The organism is Duganella sp. BJB476 (assembly GCF_003416895.1).
Lineage (GTDB): Bacteria > Pseudomonadota > Gammaproteobacteria > Burkholderiales > Burkholderiaceae_D > Rugamonas.
Window position 1 is genome coordinate 15,071 of record NZ_QVIO01000008.1, and the last position, 11,879, is coordinate 26,949.

20 protein-coding genes are annotated in these 11,879 nt (G+C 58.2%); 19 read left to right on the plus strand and 1 reads right to left on the minus strand.

The annotated features are described in order from the left end of the window. Positions 1-87 precede the first annotated feature (87 nt). The 19 genes from rplN (at position 88) to dsbD (ending at position 11,328) form a co-directional block, all read left to right on the plus strand. On the plus strand, positions 88-456 hold the full coding sequence (rplN, locus tag D0T21_RS25880) for a 50S ribosomal protein L14 (protein ID WP_008444317.1): 369 nt from the start codon (positions 88-90) through the stop codon (positions 454-456). Positions 457-465: 9 nt separating this feature from the next. Further along, complete coding sequence (rplX, locus tag D0T21_RS25885) at positions 466-780, plus strand: 50S ribosomal protein L24 (protein ID WP_008444319.1); 315 nt, start codon at positions 466-468, stop codon at positions 778-780. Between the two features lie 6 nt (positions 781-786). After that, positions 787-1,326 carry a 50S ribosomal protein L5 gene (gene rplE, locus D0T21_RS25890; RefSeq protein WP_008444321.1) on the plus strand — a complete coding sequence of 180 codons (540 nt, stop codon included), beginning with the start codon at positions 787-789 and terminating at the stop codon, positions 1,324-1,326. 7 nt (positions 1,327-1,333) lie between these two features. Beyond that, positions 1,334-1,639 carry a 30S ribosomal protein S14 gene (gene rpsN, locus D0T21_RS25895; protein WP_008444324.1) on the plus strand — a complete coding sequence of 102 codons (306 nt, stop codon included), beginning with the start codon at positions 1,334-1,336 and terminating at the stop codon, positions 1,637-1,639. 14 nt (positions 1,640-1,653) lie between these two features. After that, positions 1,654-2,049 carry a 30S ribosomal protein S8 gene (gene rpsH / locus D0T21_RS25900; protein ID WP_008444325.1) on the plus strand — a complete coding sequence of 132 codons (396 nt, stop codon included), beginning with the start codon at positions 1,654-1,656 and terminating at the stop codon, positions 2,047-2,049. A gap of 10 nt (positions 2,050-2,059) precedes the next feature. Next, the gene (gene rplF, locus D0T21_RS25905) at positions 2,060-2,593 is read left to right on the plus strand and encodes a 50S ribosomal protein L6 (protein WP_116992807.1); all 534 of its coding nucleotides are present in this window, start codon (positions 2,060-2,062) and stop codon (positions 2,591-2,593) included. Between the two features lie 13 nt (positions 2,594-2,606). Beyond that, positions 2,607-2,969, plus strand: coding sequence for a 50S ribosomal protein L18 (gene rplR, locus D0T21_RS25910; protein WP_020704378.1), 363 nt, complete (start codon positions 2,607-2,609; stop codon positions 2,967-2,969). A gap of 9 nt (positions 2,970-2,978) precedes the next feature. Next, positions 2,979-3,497, plus strand: coding sequence for a 30S ribosomal protein S5 (gene rpsE, locus D0T21_RS25915; RefSeq protein ID WP_026334874.1), 519 nt, complete (start codon positions 2,979-2,981; stop codon positions 3,495-3,497). A gap of 10 nt (positions 3,498-3,507) precedes the next feature. Then, positions 3,508-3,690, plus strand: coding sequence for a 50S ribosomal protein L30 (rpmD, locus tag D0T21_RS25920; protein WP_036623375.1), 183 nt, complete (start codon positions 3,508-3,510; stop codon positions 3,688-3,690). A gap of 27 nt (positions 3,691-3,717) precedes the next feature. Then, the gene (gene rplO, locus D0T21_RS25925; protein WP_116992806.1) at positions 3,718-4,149 is read left to right on the plus strand and encodes a 50S ribosomal protein L15; all 432 of its coding nucleotides are present in this window, start codon (positions 3,718-3,720) and stop codon (positions 4,147-4,149) included. Positions 4,150-4,181: 32 nt separating this feature from the next. Continuing rightward, positions 4,182-5,516, plus strand: a complete 1,335-nt coding sequence (gene secY, locus D0T21_RS25930; RefSeq protein WP_116992805.1) for a preprotein translocase subunit SecY — start codon at positions 4,182-4,184, stop codon at positions 5,514-5,516. Positions 5,517-5,534: 18 nt separating this feature from the next. After that, entirely contained in the window at positions 5,535-5,753 is a 219-nt protein-coding gene (gene infA / locus D0T21_RS25935) for a translation initiation factor IF-1 (RefSeq protein WP_005663428.1), read from the plus strand. Positions 5,754-5,785: 32 nt separating this feature from the next. Next, positions 5,786-5,899: a 50S ribosomal protein L36 gene (gene rpmJ, locus D0T21_RS25940; RefSeq protein ID WP_005663407.1), complete on the plus strand. Its 114-nt coding sequence runs from the start codon at positions 5,786-5,788 to the stop codon at positions 5,897-5,899. A gap of 27 nt (positions 5,900-5,926) precedes the next feature. Then, positions 5,927-6,292, plus strand: coding sequence for a 30S ribosomal protein S13 (gene rpsM, locus D0T21_RS25945; RefSeq protein ID WP_020704383.1), 366 nt, complete (start codon positions 5,927-5,929; stop codon positions 6,290-6,292). A gap of 14 nt (positions 6,293-6,306) precedes the next feature. Further along, on the plus strand, positions 6,307-6,711 hold the full coding sequence (rpsK, locus tag D0T21_RS25950) for a 30S ribosomal protein S11 (RefSeq protein WP_008444339.1): 405 nt from the start codon (positions 6,307-6,309) through the stop codon (positions 6,709-6,711). A 225-nt stretch (positions 6,712-6,936) separates the two neighbouring features. Then, positions 6,937-7,560 (plus strand): 30S ribosomal protein S4, encoded by a 624-nt coding sequence (gene rpsD / locus D0T21_RS25955; protein WP_008444341.1) that lies wholly within the window; start codon positions 6,937-6,939, stop codon positions 7,558-7,560. A gap of 110 nt (positions 7,561-7,670) precedes the next feature. Beyond that, on the plus strand, positions 7,671-8,648 hold the full coding sequence (locus D0T21_RS25960) for a DNA-directed RNA polymerase subunit alpha (RefSeq protein WP_008444343.1): 978 nt from the start codon (positions 7,671-7,673) through the stop codon (positions 8,646-8,648). A 180-nt stretch (positions 8,649-8,828) separates the two neighbouring features. Further along, complete coding sequence (gene rplQ / locus D0T21_RS25965; protein ID WP_008444345.1) at positions 8,829-9,227, plus strand: 50S ribosomal protein L17; 399 nt, start codon at positions 8,829-8,831, stop codon at positions 9,225-9,227. Between the two features lie 142 nt (positions 9,228-9,369). After that, positions 9,370-11,328 carry a protein-disulfide reductase DsbD gene (gene dsbD / locus D0T21_RS25970; RefSeq protein ID WP_116992804.1) on the plus strand — a complete coding sequence of 653 codons (1,959 nt, stop codon included), beginning with the start codon at positions 9,370-9,372 and terminating at the stop codon, positions 11,326-11,328. 5 nt (positions 11,329-11,333) lie between these two features. Here dsbD and D0T21_RS25975 read toward each other — a convergent pair whose 3' ends face one another. Then, complete coding sequence (locus tag D0T21_RS25975) at positions 11,334-11,819, minus strand: Spy/CpxP family protein refolding chaperone (protein WP_116992803.1); 486 nt, start codon at positions 11,817-11,819, stop codon at positions 11,334-11,336. Positions 11,820-11,879 lie beyond the last annotated feature (60 nt).

Below are 11,879 nucleotides of genomic sequence, written 5' to 3' on the forward strand. Positions count from 1 at the left end.
CTCTTCATGAGCGCTCTGGCGGGACCAAGACTGACCGCAGGTCCGCATTGTGTGGATTCTTCGGCTTAAGTTGGGAAAGAGAATACTATGATTCAAACTGAAAGCCGGCTCGAAGTGGCTGACAATACCGGTGCCAAAGAAGTAATGTGCATCAAGGTATTGGGCGGCTCCAAGCGCCGTTATGCTGGCATTGGCGACGTGATCAAGGTAACCGTTAAGGTTGCTGCGCCACGTGGCCGTGTCAAAAAAGGTGAAATTTATAACGCCGTGGTAGTGCGCACCGCTAAAGGTGTTCGCCGCCAAGACGGTTCCCTGGTGAAGTTCGACGGCAATGCTGCCGTTCTGCTGAACGCCAAGCTGGAACCGATCGGTACCCGTATTTTTGGACCAGTGACGCGCGAGCTGCGTACTGAAAAGTTCATGAAGATCGTGTCCCTGGCACCGGAAGTCCTGTAAGGAGTCGTAATGGATAAGATTCGTAAAAACGACGAAGTCATCGTTCTGACCGGGAAAGACAAGGGCAAACGTGGCGTCGTTCAGCAGCGTATCGATGCTGAGCATGTCGTGGTTGAAGGCGTCAACGTCGCTAAAAAAGCGACCAAGCCTAACCCAATGACTGGCGTACAAGGTGGTATCGTCGATAAGACTATGCCGATTCACGTGTCCAACGTTGCATTGTTCAATGCAGCGACTGGCAAGGCAGACCGTGTCGGTTTCAAAGAAGTGGATGGCAAAAAAGTCCGCGTCTTCAAATCGTCCGGCGAAGTAGTGAAGGCTTAAGAAATCATGGCACGTCTCCAAGAATTCTATAAAGAAAAAGTCGTCGCTGACCTGACCGCGAAATTCGGTTACAAGTCGGTGATGGAAGTTCCACGTCTGACCAAGATCACCCTGAACATGGGTGTTGGTGAGGCCATCGCGGACAAGAAAGTCCTCGAACACGCTGTCGGCGACCTGACCAAGATTGCTGGCCAAAAGCCAGTGACCACCAAGTCGCGCAAAGCTATCGCGGGTTTCAAAATCCGTGAAGGCTACCCGATCGGTACCATGGTCACCCTGCGCGGCGCTCGCATGTACGAGTTCCTGGATCGCTTCATCACCGTGGCTCTGCCGCGCGTGCGCGATTTCCGTGGTGTCAATGGCCGTTCGTTCGATGGTCGTGGTAACTACAACATCGGTGTCAAAGAGCAGATCATCTTCCCGGAAATCGAGTACGACAAGATCGATGCGCTGCGTGGTATGAATATTTCGATCACCACCACCGCCAAGACCGACGACGAAGCGAAAGCTCTGCTCGCCGCCTTTAAATTCCCGTTCAGGAACTAAGAAGATCATGGCAAAACTCGCACTGATTAACCGTGAGCAGAAACGCGTCGACCTGGCAAACAAGTTTGCTGCCAAGCGCGCTTCGCTGAAGGCCATCATTGATGACCAGTCGAAGTCGGAAGAAGAACGTTACGAAGCGCGCCTGAAACTGCAAGCGCTGCCACGTAACTCGGCTCCGACCCGCCAGCGTAACCGCTGCGCCGTCACCGGTCGTCCACGCGGCACCTTCCGTAAATTCGGTCTGGGCCGTATCAAGCTCCGTGAATTCGCCATGCGTGGTGAGATCCCGGGTATGACTAAAGCAAGCTGGTAATAGGAGAATATGCAATGAGTATGAGCGATCCTATCGCCGATATGCTGACCCGCATTCGTAACGCCCAAGGCGTGCAAAAGACGACCGTGGCCATGCCATCGTCGAAAGTTAAAATTGCGATTGCCAACGTCCTCAAGGACGAGGGTTACATTGAAGATTTCGCCGTAGCCGAAGCTGGTGGCAAAGCGGAACTGAAAATCGGTTTGAAGTATTATGTTGGCCGTCCCGTCATTGAGCGCCTTGAGCGCGTGTCCCGTCCGGGCCTGCGCGTCTACAAGGGCAAAGACGAGATCCCTACTGTGATGAATGGCTTGGGTGTGGCGATCGTGTCGACTCCGCAAGGCGTCATGACTGACCGCAAAGCACGCGCTACCGGTGTCGGCGGCGAAGTTATTTGCTACGTCGCATAAGGAGTTAGACATGTCTCGTGTAGCTAAAATGCCAATCGCTGTGCCAGCTGGCGCTGAAGTCGCCATCTCCGCAGCAGCGATCACCGTCAAGGGCCCGCTGGGCGTCTTGACCCAGGCCCTGAACGGCCAGGTAACGGTGGAAAACAATGCAGGAACCCTGAGCTTTGCCGCCGCTAATGACAGCCGCGAAGCCAATGCCATGTCCGGTACGCTGCGCGCACTGGTCAACAACATGGTCACTGGCGTGACCAAGGGTTTCGAGAAAAAGCTGAACCTGGTCGGTGTGGGTTACAAGGCGCAAGCGCAAGGCGACAAGCTGAATCTGTCGCTGGGCTTCTCGCACCCTGTCGTGCACTCGATGCCAGCCGGCGTCACCTGCGCAACCGCAACGCCGACGGAGATCATCATCAAAGGGATCGACCGTCAGCAAGTGGGCCAAGTGGCTGCTGAAGTTCGCGCTTACCGCTCCCCTGAGCCTTACAAGGGCAAGGGCGTCCGTTATTCGGACGAAGTGGTTAAGATTAAAGAAACCAAGAAGAAGTAACTAGGGGCTGACGATGGACAAGAAAGAATCACGTCTGCGCCGCGGACGCCAAACCCGGATCAAGATCGCGCAACAGAAAGTGAACCGCCTGTCGGTACACCGCACTAACCTGCATATCTACGCGAACCTGATCTCGCCGGATGCCAAAATTCTGGTATCGGCGTCCACGGCAGAAGTCGAAGTGCGCAACGAACTGGCTGGCAAATCGGGCAAGGGCGGCAACGCTGCTGCTGCCGCGATCGTCGGCAAGCGCGTCGCAGAGAAAGCACTGAAAGCAGGGATTACCGAAGTCGCGTTCGACCGCTCCGGTTTCCGTTACCACGGCCGTGTGAAGGCGCTGGCAGAAGCCGCGCGCGAAGCCGGTCTGAAGTTCTAAGGAACGATCATGGCAAAAATGCAAGCAAAAATGGCAAGCGACAAGCCGGATGACGGCATGCGCGAAAAAATGATCGCGATCAACCGCGTGACCAAAGTGGTCAAGGGTGGTCGTATCATGGGTTTCGCCGCGCTGACCGTGGTTGGTGACGGCGATGGCCGCATCGGCATGGGCAAGGGCAAGTCGAAGGAAGTCCCGGTTGGTGTGCAAAAGGCAATGGAAGAAGCCCGTCGCAACCTGATCAAGGTCAACCTGAAGAACGGCACCCTGCAGCACACCGTTACCGGTCGTCACGGCGCGTCGAAAGTAATGATGTCGCCTGCTAAACCAGGTACCGGCGTCATCGCTGGCGGCGCAATGCGCGCAATCTTCGAAGTAATGGGCGTGACCGACGTCGTGGCGAAATCCACCGGCTCGAGCAACCCTTACAACCTGGTGCGCGCCACGCTGGATGGTCTGGCAAAAATGAGTACTCCTGCTGAGATTGCTGCGAAACGCGGCAAGTCGGTAGAAGAGATCCTGGGCTAAGGTGGACATTATGACAACTAAAACCGTCAAAGTACAATTGGTCAAGGGCTTGATCGGCACGCGTGAAGACCACCGTGCCACCGTTCGCGGTCTGGGTCTGCGTCGTGTTAACTCGGTAGCCGAGTTGCAGGACACCCCATCCGTGCGCGGCATGATCAACAAAGTCTCGTACCTCGTTAAAGTAGTTGCGTAAGCCCCCGGGCTTACACACGGAGAAATCATGGAACTGAATACCATACAACCAGCCGATGGCGCTAAGCACTACAAGCGTCGCGTCGGCCGCGGTATCGGCTCCGGTCTGGGTAAAACCTCGGGCCGTGGTCACAAGGGTCAAAAATCGCGTTCGGGCGGCTTCCACAAAGTCGGTTTCGAAGGCGGTCAGATGCCTCTGCAACGCCGTCTGCCTAAGCGCGGTTTCAAGTCGCTCAACGCCACCTTCAAAGCTGAAGTGCGCCTGTCCGACCTGAACAACCTGGCCGTTGGCGACATCGACATCCTGGTCCTGAAGCAAGCTGGCGTACTGGGCGTGCTGGCACGCGACGTACGCGTCATTCTGTCCGGCGAGATCACCAAAGCGGTGAACCTCAAAGGCCTGAAAGTGACCGCTGGCGCGAAAGCCGCCATCGAAGCAGCCGGCGGCTCGGTAGCCTGAGTTGACCGCTAACAGCTTGATCGGAGCGAAAATTGGCGACTAATCCACAACTTGCTAAAAGTGCAGCGGCTGGTTTCCCTTGGGGCCGGCTCTGGTTCTTGCTTGGCGCATTGGTGGTTTATCGTATCGGCGCTCACATCCCGGTTCCCGGGATCGATCCGGTACAATTGGCCGCGCTGTTCAAGTCGCAAGAGGGTGGCATCCTGGGCATGTTGAACATGTTCAGCGGTGGCGCTCTCGCGCGCTTCACAGTCTTTGCGCTGGGTATCACGCCTTACATCTCGGCCTCGATCATCATGCAACTGGTGTCGATCGTGTCCCCGCAGATGGAAGCGCTCAAAAAAGAAGGCGAAGCAGGCCGTCGCAAGATCACCCAGTACACCCGGTATTTCACGGTGGTGCTGGCGACGTTCCAAGCGTTGGGCATTGCAGTCGCACTGGAGTCGCAGGCAGGTCTGGTGCTGGATCCAGGCTATGCATTCCGTTTCGTTACGGTCGTTACGCTGTTGACCGGAACCATGTTCGTGATGTGGTTGGGCGAGCAAATTACCGAGCGCGGTCTCGGTAATGGGATCTCGATCATCATCTTCGCGGGTATCGCTGCCGGTCTGCCGGGCGCACTGGGAGGCCTGGCCTCGTCGGTGAGCAACGGTGCGATCGGTGCGTTCTCCGCGATCATCATCATGATCCTGGTTGTGGCGGTGACGTTCTTCGTGGTATTTGTCGAACGTGGCCAACGCAAGATTCTGGTGAACTACGCGAAACGCCAGGTGGGTAACAAGATTTACGGTGGACAGACGTCACACCTGCCATTGAAGTTGAATATGGCCGGCGTGATCCCACCGATCTTCGCTTCGTCGATTATCTTGTTCCCGGCAACGATCGTGGGCTGGTTTACTGCGGGCGCCGATACGGCTAACCCGGTAGTCCGGTTCCTGAAAGATTTGGCAGCATCGATGGGGCCAGGCGAGCCCATCCACGCACTGTTGTACGCCATTGCGATCGTGTTTTTCTGTTTCTTCTATACAGCGCTGGTCTTCAACAGCAAGGAAACAGCGGATAACTTGAAGAAGAGCGGGGCCTTTGTGCCAGGGATACGTCCCGGTGAGCAGACTGCCCGCTACATCGACAAGATCCTGACACGTTTGACACTGGCTGGCGCCATCTACATCACTTTGGTGTGTTTGTTGCCGGAATTCATGCAAGCCGAGTGGAAAGTACCGTTCTATTTCGGCGGCACTTCTCTGTTGATTATTGTGGTTGTTACCATGGATTTCATGGCGCAAGTGCAAAACTACGTGATGTCGCAGCAATATGAATCGCTGCTGCGCAAAGCAAATTTCAAGGGCGGAATTCCGACGCGATAAGCGCGGTAAACATACCGAATGGCAAAAGACGACGTCATACAGATGCAGGGCGAGATTCTTGAGAATCTCCCGAATGCAACATTTCGAGTAAAGCTGGAAAACGGACACGTGGTGCTCGGGCATATTTCGGGTAAAATGCGGATGAACTATATCCGCATTCTTCCTGGCGACAAGGTGACGGTAGAGCTGACACCTTACGACCTGAGCCGTGCACGTATCGTGTTCCGGACCAAGTAACTTAAATAATCGAACCAAGAAGAGAGTGCAAAATGAAAGTTAACGCCTCAGTCAAGCGGATCTGCCGCAACTGCAAGATCATCAAGCGCAAGGGCGTTGTTCGCGTAATCTGCGTCGAACCACGTCACAAGCAGCGTCAAGGTTAATAACCGTTATTTATCGAGGAATAACGAATGGCACGTATTGCAGGGGTTAATATCCCCAATCATCAGCACACCGTAATCGGCCTGACGGCCATCTACGGTGTAGGCCGTCCACGCGCAAAGTTCATCTGCGCCGCAACGGGTATCGCGACCACTAAAAAGGTCAAAGATCTGGACGACAGCGAACTGGAAAAGCTGCGCGATGAAGTAGCTAAATTCATCGTCGAAGGCGACCTGCGTCGTGAGCTGTCCATGAACATCAAGCGTTTGATGGATCTGGGTTGCTACCGCGGCATGCGTCACCGTAAGGGCCTGCCGGTCCGCGGTCAACGCACCCGCACCAATGCACGTACCCGCAAGGGCCCGCGCAAAGCCGCTCAATCGCTCAAGAAATAATCTAGGGAAATCACATGGCTAAGCAACAAAGCAGCGCAGCAGCAGCGCGCGTACGCAAGAAGGTCAAGAAGAACGTTGCCGAAGGTATCGCACACGTTCACGCTTCCTTCAACAACACCATCATTACCATCACCGACCGTCAGGGCAATGCTCTGTCGTGGGCAACCTCCGGTGGTGCTGGCTTCAAGGGTTCGCGTAAATCGACCCCGTTCGCAGCGCAGGTTGCGGCCGAAGCAGCTGGTAAAGTCGCAGTCGAATGCGGCGTGAAGAACCTGGAAGTGCGCATCAAGGGCCCTGGTCCTGGTCGCGAATCCGCAGTGCGCGCACTGAACAACCTGGGCATCAAGATCACCGAGATCCAGGACGTTACCCCAGTACCGCACAACGGCTGCCGTCCTCCAAAACGTCGTCGTATCTAATAGTCCGGTCGGCGGCGAAGTTCGCTTCGCCTCCTTCCGACTAGAAGAAAACGCTGGAGCAGGAGACCGGAAACGGTTATACTGCCCGGCTGTTGTCGCCTGTCGAACAGCGTTCGGCGGGTTATTCGCATTTTGAGCCACCGTCTGGCCCACCCTGAGGATCAGACTAGCGCCTAACCATCGTTGCGATGGCTGGGGCGTTATTATTTAAAAAAAGGAAGCATCGTGGCACGTTATATCGGACCTAAAGCAAAACTCTCCCGTCGTGAAGGTACTGACCTGTTCCTGAAGAGCGCACGTCGCTCGCTGGACAGCAAGTGCAAACTGGACGTCAAACCAGGCCAGCACGGCGTGAAATCGGGTGCTCGCACCTCGGACTACGGCAACCAACTGCGCGAAAAGCAAAAAGTTAAGCGTATGTACGGCGTTCTGGAACGTCAGTTCCGTCGCTACTTCGCAGAAGCCGACCGTCGTAAAGGCAACACCGGCGAAACCCTGCTGAAGCTGCTGGAAACCCGCCTGGACAACGTTGCATACCGCATGGGCTTCGGCTCGACCCGCGCTGAAGCGCGTCAGCTGGTATCGCACAAAGCGTTCACCGTGAACGGCCAAGTGGTCAACATCGCTTCGTACGTGGTTAAAGTCGGCGACGTTATCGCTGTTCGTGAAAAATCGAAAAAGCAAGTGCGTATCGTTGAAGCGCTGTCGCTGGCTGAACAAGTTGGCATGCCAGCTTGGGTGTCGGTTGATGCCAAGAAAATGGAAGGTACCTTCAAGTCCCTGCCAGAGCGCAATGAGATCGCCAACGACGTCAACGAATCGCTGATCGTCGAACTGTACTCGCGTTAATCTGTAGTCTAAGTAGCACCAAAACCCGCCCGCTGTGACCAGCGGGCGTTTTCACTAATGCCATCAGCCTTATCGGCCTAACGCGCCGAGGGTATTGAAGAGGACATTTCATGCAAAACAGTCTGTTGAAGCCACGTATTATCGATGTAGAGGCGCTGGGCGCCGGCCACGCTAAAGTAGTGATGGAGCCGTTCGAACGCGGCTATGGCCATACATTGGGTAATGCGCTGCGCCGCGTACTGCTGTCGTCGATGGTGGGCTACGCGCCGACCGAAGTGACGATCGCGGGCGTTGTACACGAATACTCGTCGCTCGACGGCGTGCAGGAAGACGTCGTTGACCTGCTGCTGAACCTGAAGGGCGTGGTCTTCAAAGTCCACAACCGTGACTCCGTCACCCTGACCCTGAAAAAGGAAGGCGAAGGGGCCATCCTGGCTTCGGACATCGATCTGCCACACGACGTGGAACTGATCAACCCGGACCACGTGATCGCCCACCTGACCGCCGGCGGCAAACTGGACATGCAGATCAAAGTCGAAAAAGGCCGTGGCTATGTGCCAGGTAACGTACGCCGCCTGTCCGAAGACACCAACAAGACCATCGGCCGCATCATTCTGGATGCATCGTTCTCGCCAGTGCGCCGCGTTTCCTACTTCGTCGAGTCCGCTCGCGTGGAACAGCGTACCGACCTGGACAAGCTGATCATCAACATCGAAACCAACGGCGTCATCTCGCCGGAAGAAGCGATCCGTCAATCGGCCCGCGTGCTGGTCGATCAACTGAACGTGTTCGCCGCCCTGGAAGGCACCGAAGCCGCTGCCGAAGCTCCTTCGCGCGCTCCGCTGGTCGATCCTATCCTGCTGCGTCCAGTGGACGACCTGGAACTGACCGTGCGTTCGGCCAACTGCCTGAAAGCTGAAAACATCTACTACATCGGCGACCTGATCCAGCGTTCGGAAAACGAACTGCTGAAAACGCCGAACCTGGGCCGCAAGTCCCTGAACGAAATCAAGGAAGTTCTGGCATCCCGCGGTCTGACCCTGGGCATGAAGCTGGAAAACTGGCCGCCTGCCGGCCTGGAAAAATAACAGATTGGGTGACAGTGCTGGACATCGCGCAGCGATGTTCTGCCCTGTTACCAACTGATTTGTAGTTGCTGCACCGCCCGCTACATGTCGTAGCGGGCGTATATCCCTAGAACCGGTCCGCGCTCGCGGCTAATGTGAGCGATCGAAGAACTCGGATTTAAACACCTGAAAGGAAGTACCATGCGTCACCGTCACGGCCTCCGTAAACTGAATCGTACCTCGTCCCACCGTCTGGCAATGCTGCGCAACATGACCGTTTCCCTGCTGCGTCATGAAGCCATCAAAACCACGCTGCCAAAAGCTAAAGAACTGCGCCGCGTAGTTGAGCCGATCCTGACCCTGGGCAAGACCGACACCCTGGCTAACAAGCGTCTGGCATTCTCCCGTCTGCGCGATCGTGAAATGGTTCTGAAGCTGTTCGCAGAACTGGGCCCACGCTACGCAAACCGCAACGGCGGCTACCTGCGCATCCTGAAAATGGGTTTCCGTGTTGGCGACAACGCTCCAATGGCTTACGTTGAGCTGATGGACCGTCCAGAAGTCACCGACATCGACGCAGCGCCAACCGCTGAAGAGTAATCTTCGCCGTTGTCACCGTGTGATTGAAGAAAGCCAGGCTCTGCCTGGCTTTTTTTATGGCTTCACGGCTTAAGGCCTGGTTCAGGCGCAAACGGCAGGCCCGGTGTACTATGCTGGTGCTCGTTTCGTCGAAAGAAAACCCATGCTCCGTATCGCCCGCCTTTTACTGCCGCTGCTGTCGTTGATCGCCATGTTGATGGCCCGTCCCGCGCTTGCCGACGATGGCTTCCTGGAGCCCGAGCTAGCCTTCAAATTCTCAGCCCGCATGGTCGACGGCCATACGGTGTCGGTCAGCTTCCAGATCGCCGACGGCTACTATATGTACCGCGAGCGCTTCAAGTTCAGCGCCAACGGCGCCAAGCTGGGCGCGCTGTCCATCCCGGCCGGCACCGTGCACTTCGACGAGACTTTCCAGAAAAACGTCGAGACCTACCGCAAGACCGTCACCATGACGTTGCCGGTGGAGGCCGACGGTCCGTTCACGCTGATGGCCGTGGGGCAGGGCTGCTCGGACAAGGGCTTGTGCTATGCGCCGCAGGACTACAAAATCCAGCTGGTCGCCAGCGGTTCGGTGCCGTTGCCGGCCGCACCAGCCGGCGCCAAGCCCGCCGTCGCCGCCACCGCCGCAATCGCAACCAATCCAGTCAACGCCACGGCGGCGCCGCTGGCCGTGCTGCCGGCTGCGAGCACACCGGCCGCCAGCGCAGCGCCGGTTGCCAGCACCACAGTGGGCGAAGGCAAGCCTGCGCCGCTGACGCCGGGCGTCACCATCCGCGCCATCCCGATGCCGACCGCCACCATCCTGCCGCCGCTGACCCCGCCGACAGCAGCCGTGCCGGTCAGCGATTCCGGCCATCTTGAAGCGGCGCTCAAATCGGGCAAGCTGCTGGTCATCCTGCCTTTGTTCGCCTTGCTGGGCCTGGGCCTGTCGTTCACGCCGTGCGTGCTGCCGATGGTGCCCATCCTGTCCTCGATCATCGTCGGCGAGGGCGCCAACAGCAGTCGTGGACGCGGCCTGCTGTTGTCGGTTACGTATTCGCTCGGCATGGCCATTGTCTACACGGCGCTCGGCGTCGCCGCCGGCCTGGCGGGCGAGGGGCTGGCCGCCGCGCTGCAAAACCCGTGGGTGCTGGGCGCCTTCGGCCTGCTGATGGCGGCGCTGTCGCTGTCGATGTTCGGCTTCTACGAGCTGCAAGTGCCGGCCGCGCTGCAATCGAAACTGAGCACGGTGTCCAACCGCCAGTCTTCCGGCAAGCTGGCCGGCGTGTTCGTGATGGGCGCGATCTCGGCATTGATCGTCGGTCCTTGCGTGGCCGCGCCGCTGGCGGCCGCGCTGGTCTACATCAGCCAGAGCCGCGACATCGTCATCGGCGGCAGCGCCTTGTTCGCGATGGCGGTCGGCATGAGCGTGCCGCTGATGCTGGTCGGCGTATCGGCCGGCGCCTTGCTGCCGCGCGCCGGCATGTGGATGGACGCCGTCAAGCGCTTCTTCGGCGTGCTGATGCTGGCGATGGGCTGGTGGCTGGTGTCGCCGGTGCTGCCGGCCGCGGTGCAGATGATGGGCTGGGCCGCGCTGCTGGTCGGCTACGGCATGTACCTGCTGATGAATCGGGGCAAGTGGGTGGCCAAGGCGGCCGGCGTCATCGTTGCCGTGCTGGGCCTGATGCAGCTGGTGGGCGTGGTCAGCGGTGGTCGCGATCCGCTGGCGCCGCTCGCGCATCTGACCGGCGGCAAGCATGAAGCGCCGCTGGCCTTCCAGCGCATCAAGACCGTGCAGCAGCTCGACGCCGTGCTGGCCCAGACTGGCGGCAAGAGCGCCGTGCTGGACTTCTACGCCGACTGGTGCGTGTCCTGCAAGGAGATGGAAAAACTGACCTTCGTCGATCCGCAAGTGCGCGCCCGGCTGGCCAACAGCGTGCTGCTGCAAGTGGACGTGACCGCCAACGACGCCGACGACAAAGCCATGCTGAAGCGCTTCGGCCTGTTCGGCCCGCCGGGCATCATCCTGTTCGACCAGCAAGGCAAGGAAATCGACGGCGCCCGCGTTATCGGCTTCCAGGATGCGGCCAAGTTCACCGCATCCCTGGCGCGACTGAACTAGGCAGCTCAGCCGCGGTGGCCGTTCCAGCCGCCGCGCGGACCGGCGTGGCCGCCATGCGCGCCGCCCATGCTGTGGTCGTCGAAGATGGCTTTCTGCTCGGCCGTCAGCTGGCTGTAGAACGCCGTCAGCGCGGCCAGGTGCGCTTCCATCTTGGCCTGATGCTGCTTGCTCAGGTCGAGCATCTTGGCCATGCGGTCCGGCGCCGACATCTTGGCGATGGCCGCGCGGTCCGGCAAGGTGCCGCCGGTCGCGGCCGGCGTGATGGCCGCCTGGTAGGTGGCCCAGGCCGATTCCTGCTGCGTCGTCAGCTTCAGCAGATCATGCATCTTGGCCTGGCGCTTGGCGAACATCTCCGCCATCTTGGCCTGCATCTGTTCCTTGTTGACAGCGGCGCCGTGGCGGCCGGCCGGCGGGGCCGTGTCCTGGGCCTGCGCTGCCGCCATGCCCAGTACGGTAAAACCGATCAATATGCTTTTGCGTAAGACGTTCATGGTCGTTCCTCTATCATTGAAAGTTAGGTATCGCGATGCGGTGGCGCCGCGCTTGAATGC